Genomic DNA, 19,678 nt, shown 5'->3' with positions numbered 1-19,678 from the left:
ATACTCGAATAGCGATAAGAATGCTGCGCTGCATCATTTATATTACCTTAATATCCAAGTCAAATAACATCGCCGAGAGTCAACGTAAATAATGAGATTACAATTAGTTGAAAACACAAAAATACATCATTTGTCGCGTTAATAACCTCGATAAGATCAAATAAAGCCCATCTGATGGAAATTTGCGCTTATTAAAAAGTCTTGCCGATTAAAAAATATCATTAATCCTAATGACGATATCATAAATATAGATGTATCTGCGCGCCTTAACCACGATTTGGTAGTTTATATCCTGATTTAGAATGACAATAATTTGCCGGACGCCGCGATCGGATCTCTCTTCTGCGATTTCGTAGCATAAAGTATTTATTAAGGATTATGACTTTGGTAACAGACAACAAGAGTGCGGCGCAGCAAACTTTGAACGGTTCTTAATCGGAAAGTTTTGGAGACCCCCAATGGCATGGGATGCACATAGTTTCGAGGCATGGTCGCGTGTCGGACGGCCTGCGAAAGACGGCGACCTCCATGCGTCCCGGCCTCGTGCAGCGGGCAGATCGGTCAAGCGCGCGCTCGACCTTCTGTTGGCGATCACCGCCCTGATCCTGCTTTCCCCGCTTCTGCTGCTCGTCGCAATGATCGTGAAATTCTCCGACCGCGGCCCGGTCTTCTATTCCCATACGCGCATCGGCTTCGGCGGAGCGCCGTTCGGATGCCTCAAGTTTCGCACGATGAAGACCGATGCGAGCGCGCAGCTTGCCGAATTGCTGCAAAACAGCGCGGCTGCGCGCAGCGAATGGGAAGCGACGCGCAAACTGAAGGATGATCCGAGGATCACCGCCGTCGGCGACATTCTACGACGGTCGAGCCTCGACGAGCTCCCCCAGTTGTTCAATGTTCTGCGCGGCGAAATGAGCCTGGTCGGCCCGCGGCCGATCACCGCTGAAGAATTGCCGCGCTACGGCGAGCACATCTGGGCCTACATGGCGGTCCGTCCTGGACTGACCGGTCACTGGCAGACCAGCGGGCGCAACGATGTCAGCTATGAACACCGGGTTTCCCTCGACGTGCACTACCTCAATAACTGGTCGCTCGGCCGGGACTTGATCATCATCGCCAAGACTATCCCAGCTCTGTTTTTGCAGCGTGGCTCGTACTGAGCATTAAAGGGGAAAGCTGCCGATCATGTCCGTCGGAAGATACGCTACCCCTTCGTCCTCTCCAGGCTGCCAGTATCTCGTAACTCCGTAATCTCGCCATTTTGGATTAGGACGACATGACCTCAAGCACGATCTTCAGCGGTGTTTCCCCGATATCCCTGCCTGCCGCCGCAGCCGCTGGCGGGAACTCGCCGCTGACCCTGCGGGACATGCTGTTTTTTCTCAGAATGCGCTGGCTATGGATCCTGGCCACGACCTTTGCCTTCCTTGTCATCGCCGGCAGCTACCTTCTCACCGCCGCGCCGACTTATGTTGCCAGCACGCAACTTGTGATCTTCCCTCAGGTGAACAGCTCCGAAGCTCAAAGAGCCTTCGCGGAAGACGCATTCATCGAAGGGCAGCTGGAGATTGCCAGATCAAGCGATGTCGTCGACGGAACGGTAAGAGCGCTCGATCTTGATAGCGATCCCGACTTTGTCGATTGGAAACCTTCGCTTCTGGACAAGTCGAAGGACTGGCTTCTGGGAGTTTCTGCTCAAGTGGATACGGGGCAGGAAGCGGCAGGCATGAGAGCGAGTGATACGCCATCCAGACCGCGGACGGAGCAGGAACAGCTCCACGACCTGGCAATTGCCACGCTGCAGAACATGATGGCCTTACGCCGGATCGGGAATTCCACGATCATCGAGATATCAGCCGCAGCGTCGACCCCTCAGAAGGCGGTCGCCATCGCCGATACCCTTGCCAGGCAATATATCCAGAAGAATATTGCAATGAAGGCCGATTCCTCCCGGCAATACAGCGACTGGCTGGAAAAATTCGTGAGGGAGCAGCAGCGCGGCCTCGCCGATGCCTCCAGCGCTCTGAACACATTCAACAGCAACCCGCGCGATCAGTTCAAGCTTGCGGAGCTGCAGAGCGCGACCGATGCCCGCCGCACCCTTTATGAAAGCACGCTGACCCAGCTTACCGAAGCCAAGCAGCGCATTACCTACCCCGTATCCGACGCCACGATCGTCTCGCGGGCTACGCTGCCTCTTTCGAAAGCGAGGCCGCGCAGCACGCTCATCCTCGCCTTTGCCGGGGCGGTCGGCCTCGGCGTCGGCCTGGCGCTAGCCATGGTAAGGCACGCCGGCGACCGCCGGATCGTCCGTCCTCAGCAGATCGCGGATGCCGGGGGAGTGTCCATCGTCACCTTGCTGGCAAAATCGAAGCAGAACCGCAATGGGCATCCGGCCGGCGTCTTCGCCGCCGACGCGGGCAGCATCGATACGGCCACCTATCCTGTTATTCCCGGCATGGCGGAATTGAGCGCAACCGTCGTCGGTCTTCGGCGCAAACGCCGCGTCGTCATCGGAATCGTCGCCGTCGATCCCGGCAGCGGGACATCGACCATTGCATGCGAACTGGCAGTGCTGTCATCGATTTCAGGGGCGCACACACTGCTCATTGATGCGGCAGCGCAGAATTCCTCGCTCAGCAAATCGATCGCGCCTGATAGTTCCGCGGGTCTCGTCGATGTGCTCGACAATGGCGAACTGATCCGGACGGCGGCGTTGCCCCTCACCCCGACCCTGAAATTCCTTCCGCTCGGCAAGGTGGACGCCGTGACGCCGGCCGTTCGGCTAAGCTCCCGCCGCACGCAGTTGAGCTTCGCCGACCTGAAAAAGGAATTCGACGCCATATTCGTCGATATTTCCGCCTTCTCGACTTCCCCCGACGCCAATGCGATCGCGCCGGAGCTGGATGGCGTCCTCGTCGTCACCTCGCATGGGCGCACCTCCATCGACGATACCGTGCGCGTCATCGAGACCATGCGCAATGTCGGCGGCGAGATCCTCGGCGCGGTCATCAACCATACACCGAAGAGAATAGAGTCATGATCTCACCTTCGGCAGGAACAGCAAGACAGGGCCGTCCATTGCGAATTGCCTTAGGGATCGCCTCCGCGGGTCGCCCTTCGATATTGCGGGAGACGATCGATTATCTCACGCGCCTGCCGGATCAGGCGGAACGGCTCATCGTCTGCGTGCCCGTCATCGAGGATGCGGCCGGGCTTGCCGACCGCCGCGATGTGGACGTCATCGTCGGCAGCCGCGGCCTGACCGCCCAGCGCAACAGGATCATCCAGGCCGCTGCGGCTGATACGGACGTTCTGATCTTCCTCGATGACGACTTCATTCCCGCCGCGACTTTCCTGTCGCGCATGGCGGCCGTCTTTGCAGCAAAGCCGGACGTGGCAATCGCCACCGGCGAGGTGCTGGCCGACGGCGTCCTCGACGGGGGCCTCAGCATGGCGAAGGCCTTGGAGGTTCTCCATACGGCAGGCGAAGGCGCCGAGCATGTTGCGGATGTTTACAACGCCTATGGATGCAACATGGCGGTTCGCCTTGCGCCCGTTGTCGAGCACGCCCTGACCTTCGACGAACAGTTGCCGCTTTACGGCTGGCTCGAAGATGTCGATTTCAGCAGATCAATCGCCCGCCACGGCCGGTCCGTCTATGTCGAAGGCGCCCGCGGCGTGCATCTCGGCGTCAGATCCGGACGCCAGCCCGGCCGAAGGCTTGGCTATTCGCAGGTCGCCAATCCTGTCTACCTGATCCGCAAGGGTACGATGTCGAAAGGCCGCGCAATCGCGCAGATCGGCCGCAACATCCTGGCCAATATGTCGGGCGCCCTGTTGAAGGACCGGCTGATCGACCGGTCGGGACGTTTGAACGGCAATTTTCTGGCGCTATCGGATCTTCTTGTCGGTCGCGCCGCTCCGTCCCGCATTCTCGAATTCGGCACTCAGTCGCCGCGCGAAATGCCTTCACCGTCGATCGCAACGAAGCGGAGATAGACCAATGCAGCCTACATCCTTGTTCGATCGCCTCGTTTCCGCGGCACTCGCCTTGCTGGCATTCACCTGCCTGACCGGCTGGAGCGTCGCCCACGCGCAAACATTCACTCTCGTGCCGGAAGACAAGGTCAGACTGCGGGTCGTCGAATGGCGGTCGTCGGATTCCCGCTATGCCAGCTGGGAGGCCCTCGATGGCGTCTATACCATCGACGATGCCGGCAACCTGTCGATCCCGATCGCTGGCCACCTGCAGGCGAATGGAAAGACGACCGAGCAGCTTGCCGATGCCATTGCCAGCGCGCTGGCCGAAAAATCCGCACTTCCAGGCAAGCCGTATATCGCCCTGGAGATTGCCGAGCATGCACCGATTTTCGTGACTGGAACCGTACAGACCCCCGGCCGCTATCCTTTTGAACCCAACATGACGGTGATGAAGGCCGTCAGCATCGCCGGCGGCTTCCTCAGGGAACGCGAGGACAACACCTATTTCGAGCGCGACCGGATCCAGGCTGCCGGCGCCTACCGGACAGCCGTTATCAACCGGCGCGATCTCCTGATGCGACAGGCGCGGCTGCGCGCCGAGATCGCCGGCCAGCAGAGTTTCGAGATCCCTGACGAACTGGCGGGAACGCCCGACATCGACAAGTTGAAGGCACAGGAATTGAACCTGATGCGGTTGCGGCGCGTCGATATCGACAGCCGGATCGAAGCGGCGAATGACCTGACCCGCCTCTATGGCCAACAGGTCGAATCGCTTACGGCGAAGATCAGTTCGCAAAAACGGCAGATCGACCTTGCCCAGAAGGAACTGGACAATGTCAACAGCCTGGTGAGCAAAGGCCTCGTCAGCAATTCCCGCCAAGTCTCCGTCGATCGCTGGGTGGCGGATGCGCAAGGCACCTTGATCGATCTCGAAGTCGCCCTGACCACGGCTCGCCAGGGCCTCAGCGAAGCGGACCGTTCCAAGATCAACATCGTCAACAGGCAGAACAGCGAAAACCAGGACCTGCTGAACCAGGTCAGTCTCGCGATCGGCAGGGCGGCGATCGATATCCAGGTAGCCCAGCTCCTCGGCGAACAGGCCGGCTACGACGCTCAGCTCGCCCAGATCAACACGGACGCGCCGGGGCTCGGCCGGGCAAAAAAGAACTACAGGATCGTGCGTCGCAACGACGACGGAACCTCCCGCGACATCGTGGCGGACGAGCAAACCGCATTGCTGCCGCATGACCTCGTCGAGGTCGGCCTGGACACGGCCCCTCAGGCGCCACCCTCGTCGCCGCAGACAGCACCGCAGAAACAGAGCTCGAAGGTCCCGTCATCCGATGTGGCCGGAGACAATCGCTCCGCTCCCGGCTGGATATCCCAGACCGGATCGAATTAGGAGGCGATTGTGATCATCGACGACAGCCGGCGGGCTTTCGCCTCGCACATCCCGCCGAAGCTGGATGCCAGTTTTCGGCAAATGCCAGGCCGCTCACCCTTCTGCTCGGGATCTGAAGCATGTCGATAGAGCCGATCGGTTTCGTGGTTCTGCTGCTTGGCGTGCTCAGCATGCTGAACGGCGCGCGTTTTGCCATCACCGCCCTTTGCCTTTCGACGTTGCTCGGTGCCGCAGCGGCTCTGCAGTTGCCGGCGCTCGGCGGCAGCAGCATCCAGCCGAGCCATCTTCTGGTGCTCTTTCTGGTCATGACGGTCCTGCTGCGCCCGGTTCAGATGCAGGCGACGCTCGCCAGCATCGCCTATCCCGGCCCCGGCTTCTGGTTTGCCTGCTACATCCTGTTCTCCGTGGTGTCGTCCTTCTTCCTGCCCCGTATTTTTGCCGGCGCGACCCTCGTTTATTCCTCCGCCAGAGACCCCTCGGGGATGATGTCGACGGTAGCGGCTCCACTGGCTCCGGGTTCATCCAATATCAGCCAGTCCGTTTATCTTCTCGGCGACCTCGCCTGCTTCGCCGTCGTCGCCGGACTTGCCCGGCTGGGATATGGACGTTTCATCGCGCAGCAGCTGATCGTCGCGTCGATAGCGTGTTTTGCCTTCGCGCTGATCGACCTCATATCGTTCCAGATCGGCCAGGCCCAACTGCTCGATATCATCAGAAATGCGAATTATACGATGCACACGGCCGAGACCATCCACGGCTTCAAGCGCATCGTCGGCCCCTTTCCCGAAGCAAGCGCCTATGGCGCAGTCGCATTGGCTTATTTCGCCTTCACGCTCATGCTGTGGCTGGAGCGCGTCCAAAGCCGGATGGCTGGGTTGGCAACGCTTCTTATCGGCCCGACCATCGTGCTCTGCACCTCGACAACCGCCTATGTCGCGGGCGTCTTCCTTGTCTGCATGTTCGTGTTGTTCTGCCTGAAACGACTGATCGGCGGTTCCGCCACGACCCCGCACATGACTTTCCTTGCGATCACGCTGTTCTTCATCCCTTGCGCCATCACCGCGCTCAGCCTTGTCCCCGATGCGTGGAATTCCATCGCCGGTCTCCTGACCACCACCGTATCGGACAAGCTGCAATCGCAGTCCGGCGAAGAGCGCACCGCCTGGAACACCCTGGCATTGATCGCATTCGTCGATACCGCCACTTTCGGCGCCGGATTGGGCACGGTTCGAGCTTCCAGTTTCATCGCCGCATTGCTGTCCAATGTCGGATTGACCGGCACCGCTCTGTTCGCCGTCTTCGTGTACAGCCTGGTGAGGGCAGCCGGTCGGTACAAATCCGGCGACCGGGAAACCCATGCGATCGGAACCGCCGCCGTGATGGCATCCATCGCACAGATCGGCTCCGCAGCGATATCGGGAAGCGGCACGGATCTCGGTTTGCTGTTCAGCACTTCGGCGGGGCTGGCCGCGGGCTGCTTGGCCGGAGCCTATGTGCCGCAGCATCGGGCGGCCTCATCGCCTGCGAACCGGCGTCCGCTGGAGGCATCGGCATCTCCTTTGAGAGCGCCGATGTATTCAGCGCCATGACGCCCGCTCGGGACTTTCGAGATGGCGCTAAATGGCAACCTGGCGCAGCCGGACACGGGCGAACACGGGTTCGCGGCCGCTCGGCCGCGCCGCATCCTCCAGGGATTGCCGGTGAAATCAGGCCGCTGGTCGCAAACGATCCCAGACCGCGATCCAGGGAAGGATCGGCTTCAGCTTCCGTCTCAATGTCAGCTCTGCTGACGCTCGCTGGCGGCAGAGACACTGTCTGGGGAATTGCTCTGCCGCAGTCTGGCATTGCGCCGCAGGATACCCGACAGGAAGACGCCCGTGAGATAGCCGATCTCCATCAGCACGAGGATCGCGATACCGGATCCGATCGCCGGTACGGTGGAGGACCCGTCCACGAAGGCTACGCCGCCGAAGCCGATTGCCACAAGCATTGCGAAGATTGCGAAAGCCCAGGCGCGGATGCAAGCACCGGCAGCTATCGAAATCACGGCGGCAATCAGCGCGGTGATCAGCATTCAAATACCTCTTCTCGCTGCAGCCCGACATGCGCCCCGGCCCCCATCGTCGTGGCAGGGGAGAAGATATCGAAACGCAGCGTCATCGCAGGCAGGGCATTCTTCATGGTGAATATCTCAACAATGAAACACACGAAAATCGCCGGCAGCCGGACACCGATCAGCCAACGACCGAGACTGCATCTCGGCAATATATACCGGACCGGGCTTTCATACGACAGGCCCTTCGGCTCAATCAACAACTGTTCCCTCGACTTGGAAGGCGACAGCGATTTTGCGCTGTTAAGGACGATCGGAAAGGTGAAGACATGAACAATCAGTGCGTCGTCTACGTTACAGATGTCGAATATTCATTTCCGACTATTCTCTCGGCGCTGCAGGCTCGCAAATTCGCAAGCCCCGCGACCGATGTCTGTGTCCTCATGTCGGAGCATCTCGATAATTTCTACGAACTGAGATCCCTGCTGGCAACGAGCGGGGTCGACTTGATCGATGCGACCGAAGCGCTGCAGGACTCGCTCGGCAAGCTCGATGGATCGCATTTCCAGGGACGTATCAGCGTCAGCACCATGGCCAAGCTGGTCCTTTGCGAGATCCTGCCTGCCAACTATACCCAGATCATCTACCTCGATGGGGACACGCAGATCGTCAGCGATCTCGGCGGGCTCGAAAATGCGGTTGTGCCCGAGGGCAGGTTTTTCGCGGCGCGCGATTACACGGCGATCCATGACTTTCTCGACACCGGAAAGAACAGCCACTATTTCAACGCGGGGGTCTTGAAATTCCACCGCAACGGCTGGATCGGACAGGAGGCGCTTGAGCTTTTTGCTAGAAATCCAGAGGCCTGCGAGGGCAAGCACGATCAGGGCGCGTTGAATTATGTCTGCGGTTCATCGCTCATCCTCGTATCGAACCGCTGGAACTTTCCCAAACAGTTCCTTCATCTGGTCAACATGTCCGCCCTGTCGATCGTCCATTATATGGCGCATCCGAAGCCGTGGCATGGCACCTTCTTTCCCTGGACCGATCGGGAAAGCCAAGTCTATGTCGACCTGCGCAAAGCGCATCCGATTTATAACTCGCTGTATCGCGGAATAAGCTTCGATCGTAAGGCCCTGTATAAATACCGGTCGATGCGGGCACGCATCAAACACGCAATCGAGGCGAACGGACCCAATCCGCGGGTCCAGAGCCTGCTGGTTGGCGATTACGCCGTGTAATGCATTGTCGTCAACCTGGGGTGAATAGCCGCGTGACTGATATCGGCATCGCGGTCGACGCTTGGATTGCAGGCGGATGCGCAACTATTCATCTCTTAATTGCAGGATGGATAATGGTCAGGACAGAATATGAGTTATAGGGCTTCCGCCGCCAGTATCTCGCATTACGCAAAAGCCCGCCTGCGCCGCTCACTCAAGGCTCGGCAGGTTCGCTACGACCTACTGCGCGACGGGCTCAAGCAGGCGCGTCACGTTGTCATCTGCGTCATCCGCGACGAGGGCCACCGGCTGGCATTTTTCCTCCAGTATTATCGCGATCTCGGCTTCGAGCACTTCATCTGCATCGACAACGGCTCGACAGATGGCACGGTCGAATTGCTGGCCGGCTTCGACGATGTCTCCCTTCTTTCTGCCCACGGATCCTACAAGGCGGCGAGATTTGGAAACGACTGGATCAACGAAGTCATCAACCGGCATTGCCAGGAGAAATGGGTTCTCTATGTCGACGCCGACGAGTTCCTGGTCTATCCGCATTGCGACACACGGCCGATCGATCAACTGACCGCCTATATCGATTCCACCGGCGGCCATTCGCTGCGCTCGGTGATGATCGACATGTACAGCCCGCATCCCGTTCTCGAAAACATATGCGAACCCGGCCGCAATCCGCTTGAGGTCTGCAATCTCTTCGACCGGTCCGGCTATGTCGCGCATTTCGACGAACGCAACTGGACGATCTGGATCAAGGGAGGTGTTCGTGGCCGGGTGTATTTTCACGACCGGCTCTGGGACGGTCCCGCGCTCAACAAGATCCCCCTCGTCTATATCGAAGGTGAACGTCTTTTTCTCAAATCATCGCACCAGGTCTGGCCGCTCTCCCTGAATTTGGGCGATATGCGCGGAGCCCTCGGCGTCTCTGGCGCCCTTCTGCATTTCAAGTTCCTGTCGACCTTCGCTCACAAGGTTGCCGATGCGGCGCACCGGTCCCAGCACACGGAGGAATATGCGGTATACTCCTCGAGCAGGGACAAGGATGATTTCGTCTACGACGATACGGGCACCTACCGCAGCTGGAAGGATCTCTCCGATCACGGGCTCATTCAGGGTGAAGGCTGGAAATACTGGAAGAATGCCTCCGAAAGCGAAGTCTAAAGCGCGTCGCGATCTTTCGGATTCGCTCCTTGCGCTTTAGGTCTTTGCTTTTACGCATGTCGTTATCGTAAAACCGCTGCACACTTTTACGCGACATGCTTTAACCCATATTATCGGGAAGCCGCTTCAGCCGCCGTCAAACACAAGCCCCGCCGAGGCGGGTTTTGTCGAGGCTTTCGCGGCCGCATTCTTTCGTCGAGGCGCCCTCAAGCGATGGCCACACCATCGGCGTAGGCTTCCAGCGCCTTCCGATTGAGAATGCGGATTTTGCCCTGCGTGCCGTCGACCACTTTGCTTTCGCGCAAACGCCGCAGGCATTGATTGACCTTTTCGCGCGACGCCGGCAGCGTTGCCGCCAGGTCATGTTGGGAGATGATCAGCTCATCGCCGCTATGTTGCGCATCCACTTTGTACACGGCAGAAAGGCGCAGCAGCGTCCGGGCCAATCTCTGCCTCAGGTTCGATCCGGCGTTGGAAATGATCCGCAGTTCGAGTTCGGAAACACGCGCCAGCGCCTTCGACAGGATCTTCACCTGAAATTGCGGATCGTTCGCACACAAGTCCCGCAGCAAACGACCATCGAAGTAATGCAGTTCGCAGTCCGATAAGGCGCGATATTCCAGGCTGAGGGATTGCTTGCGCAACACCTCCAATTCGCCGATCAAGCCGCCTTTTGGAATCATCTCCACGATGAACTCCCGTCCATCGGCAAGCGGCGTACTTGCGCTCACCATTCCGCGCTGGACGCGGGCGAACATGTCGATGGCGTCCCCGGCGCCGGCGATCACCTCACCCCGGCGAAACTTTCGAACACTCGAACGGCAAAACGGGAACTCGTGATCCAGATCACCACGGCCGCCGTATATGACATCTGCAGGCCCTGAAGTAACCGCTTCACCTACTCGCGCCGCGCCTGCGCCAGTCTTGTTATCTCTGATGTTAATCGCTCCGTCCATAGACGCAACTCCACGCAGACTAATTTAGCTATTACTATTCGGCGACATTCGTAATTCATTAATTTATAAAGTCAAATGATAATAATATAAAATCATCATCTGGATTTATACACAAATAGTGAATGATATTCACATTAATATATAACAAAATCCATATTGAATTTTAACTTATCGAGCGATCATAAGCCATGGCTGGATTTTTATACGTTTTATGACAATCTCCAAAATGAAGCTTATATCCACAAAATAGAAGAACAATATCGTCTCCTTCTCATTAATATTAATAACATTTTGTTTATGCATCCCCAAACGCAAACAGTATCTTAAAATTTCGAAAGAAGATCTTTGGGAAATAAAGAATTTATTCACCATTATGACCTCGGTCACAGACATTAAACCTATAATGAAGCAAGCTTCGGGTGGTATTTCTGGGATTCGCCCAACGGAGACGCGGATGGCGGGAAAAAATCAGGGCATCAACCCAGCTGACCCCTGGCGGCGTGGCACCGGGGTGCGAAAGGAAGGGCGTCCCTTCAATTCGTCAAAATCCCATACAATCAGCAGAATTCTGAAGCGCGCGTTAGACCTTGTCATTGCGGCATCTCTTTTATTTCTTCTGTCGCCGCTCCTTCTGTCGGTAGCAGTCATTATAATGCTCAGCGATCGGGGCGCCGTTTTCAATTCCCATCGGCTTATCGGCTATAAGGGAAAAGAGTTCGGTTGCCTCAAGTTTCGGACGACACGATCCGACGCAGCGGCCAGCCTGCATGCGACGATCGTCGGCGACATCCTGACGCGATCGAGCCTCGACAAGCTTCCGCAACTGATCAACGTGCTGCTTGGGCAGATGAGCCTCGTCGGGCCTCGCGCCATTGCCAAGGAAGAACTGCCCCGTTACGGCGAACACGCCTATGCCTACGTCGCAGTCCGTCCCGGCCTGACCGGTCATTGGCAGATCAGCGAACAGGTCAGTTATCAGAATAGAGTTTTCCTCGACGTCGAGTATCTGCGCAATTGGACACTCACGTTGGATTTCATGATCATGGCAAAGACTATGGCGGCCCTGCTTTCCAGGCACGCTTTACTGCCCAAAACGGACCTGTAGGGTCGTTCGGTTTTCCCTCATACCTCGTAGCATTATCCGTGGGGGCGTTTGCCGGTCATAGGAGCGCGCTCGGCAACAGAGTTCCTTTTCCGGCGCTTTTGCATATGCTCCCACAACGAGTAGGCGAATAGACCCGCCAGATAGCTCACTTCCATCAATACAAGCGCTTGGAGGCAGTAGGCGATCGCATCCGAAAAGGAGGAGCCTTTCAGCAGGATCACAGCACCCAAGGCAACGACCAGCAGAAATGCAAAGGTTGCAAAGGCCCAGGCGCGAATGGTCGCTCCAGCAGCGATGGAGATGGCAACCACGACAAGCGCGCTCTTCAGCATTAATCCGCTCCTCTCTTCACACCTCCTTTAAGCCGCCGGCTGCCTCGATGACATGGCAAAAGCTCAAAGTCGAAACGAAGTTCGATTAAAGTATTTTATCTATTATTGTTAAAATATTCCTAAGGCCAGCTCAGTAAGCCGACCGAACCAAGTGCAGAATATTCGACTATTCATCCGACAGGGCCGTTCTATCGTCCGGAATCGAGAGATGCTTGCGGCATGCAGCAAGATGAATGCACGTCATCAGCAACTGTGCAGCAAGTCTCCTCCTTACCACGACAGGTGATGGTCCTCCCCCGACAATCGACCACGGTTCAACGAAACAGGGCTCGCCGGTGAATGGCGAGCCCTGCTGATGTCCGGCATCGATAAGGCTATTTCGAGACTGCGGCGGCCAATTGCCGTCTTGCGCCGCGTTGGAGGCTGAAGTTTTCAAGCCAAGTAACTTGTTTCCTCAATTTTAACGCCGGCTTTTCGATGAATCTCCACGAGAAGGCGGCAAAGCAAGTCGCAACGATGCTGCAGACAATGCCATTCAACCACCAGTTATGCGCCCAAGGTCCGAGCGCTACGAACGCCTGTTGAATGGGATAGCCGTAGAGGAAGACGCCATAGGAATAGTCGGCCCCACTGAGAATGCCAAGCTTGCGGGGCGAGGTCAGGCCGAGGAAGACCGTGACATATCCGATTGCCGGAATGGCAATGAAATCCCCGAAGGAAGTGAACCAGTAGGCCCATAATATGATTGCCGCCGAAGCAAGGAAAATCCTCACATCCCAGAGAATCTTGTCCTTGTAGAGATAGAAGGTCACCCCCACCAGAAACGCGCAGATCAGCAGATTGCCCGACGCGGTCGTGGGCATGGTTGCCCAATCGCTCTCATGTTTCCAATACCTTGCGATGCCAAAGCTGATGATCAAAGCCGGCGTTGCGATCAGGGCGATCACCCGCCGCCTGACCACGCCGAGCAGAAACAGGGCGGCGATCGCGGCATAGCACTCAAGCTCGAAGGGCACCGTCCAGAGCTGCCCGTTGACCATTGCGGCGTCGGGATTATCCAGGAATACGCCGGGGAGATTGAAGTGGATGTGGCCGGTGACATTCAGCAGATAAGTAAAGAACTGAGGATCTGTGAAATAGTCACTGAGGTCATACTCTGTATAGATCGCTCCGAGTATAAAGGCCGCCAGCAATACCTCCACCGCAAGCGCAGGGTAGATCCGGATAAATCGGTTGCCGAGAAAGGAGATCAATGTCTTCGACCGTTCAAGACTGCCAGCCACCAGGAATCCGCTCAAGACGAAGAACATCGGCAGCACTGATTTGATGACAGGACGGAAAGGTGACTCCCAGAGAAACAGGTCATCGCCGTATGTGACGCGGGCCGTATGTATCCAAAGTACTGAAAAGGCTAACAGTAATCGCATATAATCGAATCCTGTCGGTCGCCCTTTCGCTAGATCAAGCTTTTCGCCGAGAAACATCTGTGGCCCTTTCAGAAGTATTGACTCGATTTGGATTGGCAAGCTGTCGCCGCAGAGCAGCGGCGGCATGATTGCCGGGTCAGGACCGCGTGTCAGTGACCAGAGCGACATTAGGAAAAATTGAACGAGAGAGCGCCCCTCTCCCGAAGACGAGGCAACTGACCACAACCCAATCGCCCTGCGCTTTCCGCGGCGCCTGCGACGGTTGGAGTTGGACCAGGCGATCGGGCGGCGAATTCAAATGAGGAAACCATGAAATTTCTGGCCAGCCTGTTTTTTATTGTTCTCGCCTTTATCGGATTGGGCCTGATAGGAGGCGGCGCCTTGCTGCTCAGCCTCGGCGGCTCGCCCTATTACGCGATCGCCGGGCTTGCCTATCTGGCTGCCGCGCTTCTGCTGTGGCGCCGGCAGATGTCAGGTGCGCTCATTGTCCTGCTTGTCGCCGTTCTCACCCTTCCCTGGGCACTATGGGAGTCGGGTTTCAATTTTTGGGCGCTCTTTGCGCGTTTGATGTCCCCCATCGCGCTGGCAGGCTTTTCACTTCTCTTTGCGCCGTCGCTGTCGCCAACCGCCAACCGGAAACTCTTCTATGGCGGCACCCTGCTTGCGGCCATCTTGTTCGCGGCGGGTTTCAGTCTTGCTTTCACGCCGCATGGGCTGATCCGCCCTTCCGCCGATATCCCCGCCTACAAGACCGCCAAGGGCGACAACTCACCCTCCGACTGGACATCCTATGGCCGCAGCACGGCCGGAGATCGCTACTCCCCATTCGATCAGATCAACCGCGGCAATGTTGCCAAGCTCGATCTTGCCTGGACATACCGCACCGGGAAAAGCGATGGCGCCGATCAAAACACGCCGCTGCAGATCGGCGACACGATCTACACCTGCACGCCGACGGACGTGATCGCAGCACTTGACGCAGATACGGGCAAGCCACGCTGGACCTTCGATCCCAAGGCAGCGGCGCCGTACTGGCAACGCTGCCGCGGCCTCGGTTACTACAGGATGCCATCGGAGGCCCAATCGGCCGACGGCCTTTGCAATGAGCGTCTGGTGCAGACGACGATCGATGCCCGCCTGCTGGAGATCGACAGCAAGACCGGCGCGCCCTGCAAGGGCTTCGGGGACAATGGCACCGTGCAGCTCTCCCAGGGCATGGGTGAAGTCAAGTCAGGTTACTATTTCCAGACATCGGCACCGCTGATTGCCCGCAATCTGATTGTCATCGGAGGCTGGGTCATCGACAATCAGGAGGTAGGAGAACCCTCGGGCGTCATCCGCGCCTTCAATGTCGTTACCGGCGAGCTCGAATGGGCATGGGATCTCGGCAATCCCGAGATCACCAAACTCCCGCCTGAGGGCCAGACCTATACAAGGGCCACACCCAACATGTGGACGACGGCGGCATTCGACGACAAGCTCGGCCTCATCTATGCACCGCTCGGCAATACCACCCCGGATTATTACGGCGTCAATCGCCCGGCCTTCGCCGATCAATACAATGCCACCTTGGTAGCGCTCGATGTCACGACGGGACGGGAGAGATGGAAGTTCCAGACCGTGCATCACGATATCTGGGACTATGACCTGCCGGCCCAGCCGGTTCTGCTCGACCTGCCCGATGGCAATGGCGCCACCGTGCCGGCTCTCCTGCAGACCACCAAACGCGGGCAGCTTTTCCTGCTCAACCGTCAGACCGGTGCACCGCTTGCCGAGGTTCAGGAGAGGCCGGTGCCGCAGGAAGGCGGCGCGCCGGGGGAGAAATTGTCTCCGACGCAGCCCTATTCCGTCGGCATGCCGACGATCGGTGCGGAACGGGTGACGGAGCAGACGGCCTGGGGACTGACGATGTTCGATCAGCTGGCATGCCGCATCGCCTTTCGAAAGATGCGCTACGACGGCGATTTCACCCCGATCGGCCCGCAATATGCGATCCAGCAGCCGGGAAATCTTGGCGGTCTCAATTGGGGGAGCGTGTCGGTCGACCTGCCCAACAATCGGGTCTTCCTGAACGATATCCGCGTGCCCAGCCTCTTCGCACTCATTCCACGCGGGGAGTATGTCGATTTTGCCCTCACCACGACTGCGCACGGCCCCTCCGCCCCGCAGCGCGGCACGCCCTACGGCATGGCCACCGAAATGTGGACCTCGAGGCTCCGCGTTCCCTGCACGCAGCCGCCCTTCGGAACCGTCACCGCAGTGGATCTGAACACGCGCAAGATCGCATGGCAGGTCCCGGCCGGGACCGCCGAACAGCTCGGGCCGTTTAAGATCAAAACCAATCTGCCGATGCCGATGGGCCTGCCGAGTTATGCCGGTACGTCTGCCACCGCCGGCGGCGTCGTCTTCTTCGCCGGTTTCCAGGACTATTACATCCGCGCTTACGACGCAGAGAACGGCGATGAGCTCTGGAAATATCCCCTGCCCGTCGGCTCGAGCGCCACACCCATGACCTACATCTCACCGAAAACCGGCAAGCAATATGTGGTGATCTCGGTTGGCGGAGCGCCATATTCCAGGGACAACAGCGACTACGTGTTCGCCTTTTCTCTGAAAGACGAAGATTAGCGCCGCTGCCGGTCACACTGTGCTATTTTGGTCCGATGAGGAACTGAGGCTACGAGCGTGACGCGAAAACTGGCGGCGATCCTGGTCGCGGATGTGGTCGGCTACAGCCGTCTCGCCGGTGCGGATGAGGATCGCATTCTGGCGCGGCTGAGAACGTTGCGCAGCGATCTGGTCGATCCGACCATCGCCGTGCACAATGGCCGTATCGTCAAACGCACCGGCGATGGAAGCCTCATCGAGTTTCGCAGCGTCGTCGACGCCGTGCGCTGCGCGATCGAGGTGCAGACGGCGATGGTCGAGCGCAATATCGGCGTGTCTCCCGATCATCGCATCGAGTTCCGGGTAGGCATCCACCTAGGCGACGTGGTCGAGGAGGACGACGGCGACTTGATGGGCGACGGCGTCAACATCGCCGCGCGGTTGGAGGGAGTTGCTGAGCCTGGCGCCATCTGCCTCTCCGAGGATGCCTACCGCCAGGTCAGAGCGCGACTTGAATGTGCCGTGACCGATCTCGGCAAAGTTCCCCTCAAAAATATCGCGGAGCCGATGCGGGTCTATTTGCTTCAGGTCGGAACCGCCTCGCAGCCGGTGTCGGCACGGCAACCGGGAGAGCAGCCGGCGCCGAAACGGCCTTCGGCTGCAGCCGTTCCCGACAAGCCCTCCATCGCCGTACTGGCCTTCAACAATATGAGCGGCGACGCCGAACAGGAATATTTCTCCGACGGGATCAGCGAGGACATCATCACCGATCTCTCGAAGCTGTCCGAATTGCACGTGATCGCCCGTAACTCATCCTTCGTCTACAAGAATGTAACAGCCTCGGTGCCCGAGATGGCCAAGGCGCTCGGCGTCCGTTACGTCCTCGAAGGCAGCGTGCGCAAGGCCGGCAACCGCGTGCGTGTGACGGCCCAATTGATCGACGCCAGCAATGGCGGACATATCTGGGCCAGCCGCTACGATCGCGATCTCACCGACATTTTTGCGGTTCAGGATGAACTGACCCAGGAGATCGTCACAGCGCTGAAGCTCAATCTCACCCATGGCGACCAGGACCGCTTGGCCCAGGGGCGCGCCGCGGATGTCAGCGCTTACGAGCTGTTGTTGCGTGGCCGTGAGCAGGCGTCAGCTCATAACCGAACCGGAAATAGAGCCGCCCGCAGCCTGGCGGCAGACGCTCTCGCCGTCGACCCGGACTATGCGGCGGCCCGGGCCCTCATTTCGTTCACGCATGTGCTCGACTACGTCAACGCCTGGAGCGACGATCCGGAGGGTTCGCTGCGGACCGGGCTGGATCTCGCGCAGCAGGCAGTTGATATGGCCGAGGAACAGCCCAATAGCCACTTCGCACTGGGCATGGCCTGCATGTGGAACCACGAACTCGACCGGGCGCGGGCAGAAGTGCTGCGTGGCCTGGCGCTGTCGCCCAACTCGGCCGAACTCCTGACACTGATGGCGCATATCCAGATCTTCGCCGGCGATCCCACAGGCGCCTTGGAAACGCTCGATGCATCGATGCGGCTTGACCCGCACCATCCGGAACTTCTGTTCCAGTTTCTCGCCGATGCGCGCTTTTCTCTCGGTGAATATGAACAAGCCATCGCCGCGATCGGGCAACGGCTCCAACAAAACGCGCAATCGGAAACGGCTTACGCCCTGCTGGCATCATGTTATGGCCATCTCGGCCGCGCGGAGGATGCCCGACAGGCGTGGGAGAAGGCGCTCCAGATCAACCCGGACTTCTCCATCGAACGCCGCCGCCGCGTCCTGCCATTCCGAAACCCCGAGGACTTTAACCGCCGCGTCGAAGGACTCCGCAAGGCTGGACTGCTGGTTCCGGATCTCCGTCAAGGCTAACAGAAACTGCGGCTCAGACCGAAGTCGCATCGCCGCCTGTCGGTGGCTGCAGCGTTCATTTTTTCCCGTTTGCCAGCGCCTCTTTCCGCCGGCGACGCGGCAGGAGTGATTTGAGGGACCGCCACATCGGCGAAATGATGTAGCCTGCAACCGGAATTGTGATCAAGCCAGCGACAATACCGACGATGCCGGCACCTGCCGCCTCGACGGTCCAGCGCAGCACCGACGCCAGGACGGGAACGGCGTGGACGGCCACCTCCCCGGCATCATGGATAAGATGCGCCAGGCCGGCCACTCCATAGGCTTCGAGGCCGTGAACGATGATGCCGCCACCGACCCAGATCATCGCAGCCGTTCCAACAATGCCGAGCGCTTTCAGAAAATAAGGCATGCCGGTGACCAGCCCTCGTCCGATCACGCGCAGCAACGGCCCCGTCGGAGGCGCCGTCTGTGCACGCGCCATGATCAGGCCCAGATCATCGGCCTTCACGATCAGCGCTACGCCGCCATAGACCAAGACCGTTATGCCCAATCCAACGACGGCAAGGATGAAGGCCTGCGCGAAGATGCTGCCTGATGGAACCGCGGCGAGCGTAATCGCCATGATTTCCGCCGACAGGATGAAATCAGTCTTGATCGCACCGGCGACCTTCTGGTCTTCGAGCGATTGCGCATCGAGGCTTGTCGCCTCGAGCGCCGATTCATGGGCGTGGGCTGCATGCGGCAGCACCAGTCCGTAGACTTTTTCCACGCCCTCATAGCAGAGAAAAAGCCCGCCGATCATAAGCAGCGGTGTGATCGCCTGCGGTGCGACGAGGCTCAGGATAAGCGCCGCCGGAAGCAGGATCAGAAGCTTGTTCTTCAGCGAGCCCACCGCAATCTTGCCGATGATCGGCAATTCGCGTGCTGCCGAAAATCCGGTGACATAGCGGGGCGTGACCGCCGCATCATCGATGACGACGCCTGCCGCTTTCGCGCCCGCCTTGGCTGCCTGGCCGGCAATATCGTCAAGCGAGGCCGCAGCCACCTTGGCCAATGCGGCGATATCATCAAGAAGGGCGATCAAGCCAACGCTCATCCAAGACTCCCTTGAGAAGACACTCAGCAAAAAAACGGAAAACCCGTCATCATCTCGAAGCGACACGTGGCATCCACCGCCGGGAAGATGCCACGCACAGATCGTGACGGCAATGCCGTGCGCTGAGTGCTTTTCGACATCCGCAGTAACGCAAAAACCCGCCGAGAGGCGGGTTTTTGGTTCGGAATAAGATCGGGAGATTTGGTTGCGGGGGCAGGATTTGAACCTGCGGCCTTCAGGTTATGAGCCTGACGAGCTACCGGGCTGCTCCACCCCGCGCCAGCGCAAGTCTTTAGGACTTGCTGAAGTATTGTAACACGAAAGGCCGCTTTGTGAGCGGCCTTTTGACGGCGTTTGCCGTTAGATTGTTCTGAGAAGATTTAAAGTTGCGCTTTGCAGACCTGGCAGCGACCTACTCTCCCGCGTCTTAAGACGAAGTACCATGGGCGCAGGGGCGTTTCACGGC

At 58.5% G+C, this 19,678-nt stretch carries 16 protein-coding genes and 1 tRNA gene; 10 read left to right on the top strand and 7 right to left on the bottom strand.

Annotated elements, in window-relative coordinates; translation table 11 throughout:
- Positions 1-458 precede the first annotated feature (458 nt).
- From FHX14_RS20930 to FHX14_RS20910, 5 genes are all read left to right on the top strand, one after another.
- Positions 459-1,160 (top strand): sugar transferase, encoded by a 702-nt coding sequence (locus FHX14_RS20930; RefSeq protein WP_184378483.1) that lies wholly within the window; start codon positions 459-461, stop codon positions 1,158-1,160.
- Between the two features lie 116 nt (positions 1,161-1,276).
- Entirely contained in the window at positions 1,277-3,043 is a 1,767-nt protein-coding gene (locus tag FHX14_RS20925) for a Wzz/FepE/Etk N-terminal domain-containing protein (RefSeq protein ID WP_184378481.1), read from the top strand.
- Complete coding sequence (locus tag FHX14_RS20920; protein ID WP_184378479.1) at positions 3,040-4,002, top strand: glycosyltransferase; 963 nt, start codon at positions 3,040-3,042, stop codon at positions 4,000-4,002. The genes FHX14_RS20925 and FHX14_RS20920 overlap by 4 nt, the downstream gene beginning before the upstream one ends.
- A 4-nt stretch (positions 4,003-4,006) precedes the next feature.
- Positions 4,007-5,386: a polysaccharide biosynthesis/export family protein gene (locus tag FHX14_RS20915; protein ID WP_184378477.1), complete on the top strand. Its 1,380-nt coding sequence runs from the start codon at positions 4,007-4,009 to the stop codon at positions 5,384-5,386.
- 119 nt (positions 5,387-5,505) lie between these two features.
- Positions 5,506-6,975 (top strand): hypothetical protein, encoded by a 1,470-nt coding sequence (locus FHX14_RS20910; protein ID WP_184378475.1) that lies wholly within the window; start codon positions 5,506-5,508, stop codon positions 6,973-6,975.
- A 188-nt stretch (positions 6,976-7,163) separates the two neighbouring features.
- Here the strand turns inward: FHX14_RS20910 and FHX14_RS20905 are convergent, their stop codons facing one another.
- Together FHX14_RS20905 and FHX14_RS20900 are read right to left on the bottom strand one after the other, a co-directional pair.
- On the bottom strand, positions 7,164-7,460 hold the full coding sequence (locus FHX14_RS20905) for a hypothetical protein (RefSeq protein ID WP_179611874.1): 297 nt from the start codon (positions 7,458-7,460) through the stop codon (positions 7,164-7,166).
- Entirely contained in the window at positions 7,454-7,699 is a 246-nt protein-coding gene (locus FHX14_RS20900) for a hypothetical protein (RefSeq protein WP_156339781.1), read from the bottom strand. Before FHX14_RS20900 ends, FHX14_RS20905 begins: the two co-directional genes overlap by 7 nt.
- 69 nt (positions 7,700-7,768) lie before the next feature.
- Between FHX14_RS20900 and FHX14_RS20895 the strand changes: the two genes are divergently transcribed.
- Together FHX14_RS20895 and FHX14_RS20890 are read left to right on the top strand one after the other, a co-directional pair.
- Entirely contained in the window at positions 7,769-8,680 is a 912-nt protein-coding gene (locus tag FHX14_RS20895; protein ID WP_003590442.1) for a glycosyltransferase, read from the top strand.
- Positions 8,681-8,809: 129 nt separating this feature from the next.
- A complete protein-coding gene (locus FHX14_RS20890) occupies positions 8,810-9,832 on the top strand; it encodes a glycosyltransferase family 2 protein (protein WP_184378473.1) in 1,023 nt (340 codons plus the stop codon).
- Between the two features lie 206 nt (positions 9,833-10,038).
- On the opposite strand, the gene FHX14_RS20885 is transcribed toward FHX14_RS20890, so the two are convergent.
- Positions 10,039-10,788, bottom strand: coding sequence for a Crp/Fnr family transcriptional regulator (locus tag FHX14_RS20885; protein WP_012558788.1), 750 nt, complete (start codon positions 10,786-10,788; stop codon positions 10,039-10,041).
- Between the two features lie 454 nt (positions 10,789-11,242).
- On the opposite strand from FHX14_RS20885, the gene FHX14_RS20880 reads away from it, so the two are divergent.
- Positions 11,243-11,893 (top strand): sugar transferase, encoded by a 651-nt coding sequence (locus FHX14_RS20880; RefSeq protein WP_184378471.1) that lies wholly within the window; start codon positions 11,243-11,245, stop codon positions 11,891-11,893.
- A 32-nt stretch (positions 11,894-11,925) separates the two neighbouring features.
- Here FHX14_RS20880 and FHX14_RS20875 read toward each other — a convergent pair whose 3' ends face one another.
- Both FHX14_RS20875 and FHX14_RS20870 read right to left on the bottom strand, forming a co-directional pair.
- Positions 11,926-12,225 carry a hypothetical protein gene (locus FHX14_RS20875; protein ID WP_003590434.1) on the bottom strand — a complete coding sequence of 100 codons (300 nt, stop codon included), beginning with the start codon at positions 12,223-12,225 and terminating at the stop codon, positions 11,926-11,928.
- Positions 12,226-12,599: 374 nt separating this feature from the next.
- Positions 12,600-13,709, bottom strand: coding sequence for an acyltransferase (locus tag FHX14_RS20870; RefSeq protein ID WP_003590432.1), 1,110 nt, complete (start codon positions 13,707-13,709; stop codon positions 12,600-12,602).
- 252 nt (positions 13,710-13,961) lie between these two features.
- Here FHX14_RS20870 and FHX14_RS20865 point away from each other — a divergent pair, with 252 nt between their 5' ends.
- Both FHX14_RS20865 and FHX14_RS20860 read left to right on the top strand, forming a co-directional pair.
- On the top strand, positions 13,962-16,280 hold the full coding sequence (locus tag FHX14_RS20865) for a membrane-bound PQQ-dependent dehydrogenase, glucose/quinate/shikimate family (protein ID WP_184378469.1): 2,319 nt from the start codon (positions 13,962-13,964) through the stop codon (positions 16,278-16,280).
- 57 nt (positions 16,281-16,337) lie between these two features.
- The gene (locus FHX14_RS20860) at positions 16,338-18,134 is read left to right on the top strand and encodes an adenylate/guanylate cyclase domain-containing protein (RefSeq protein WP_184378467.1); all 1,797 of its coding nucleotides are present in this window, start codon (positions 16,338-16,340) and stop codon (positions 18,132-18,134) included.
- 55 nt (positions 18,135-18,189) lie between these two features.
- Here FHX14_RS20860 and FHX14_RS20855 read toward each other — a convergent pair whose 3' ends face one another.
- Positions 18,190-19,212 (bottom strand): DUF808 domain-containing protein, encoded by a 1,023-nt coding sequence (locus FHX14_RS20855; protein ID WP_184378465.1) that lies wholly within the window; start codon positions 19,210-19,212, stop codon positions 18,190-18,192.
- A gap of 202 nt (positions 19,213-19,414) precedes the next feature.
- Positions 19,415-19,491 (bottom strand) — tRNA-Met (locus tag FHX14_RS20850).
- Positions 19,492-19,678: the final 187 nt, after the last annotated feature.

The organism is Rhizobium sp. BK619 (assembly GCF_014195245.1).
Classification (GTDB): Bacteria; Pseudomonadota; Alphaproteobacteria; order Rhizobiales; family Rhizobiaceae; genus Rhizobium; species Rhizobium acidisoli.
The sequence above is the reverse complement of the archived record's forward strand: the minus strand, read 5'-3'. Positions and strand labels throughout refer to the sequence as shown.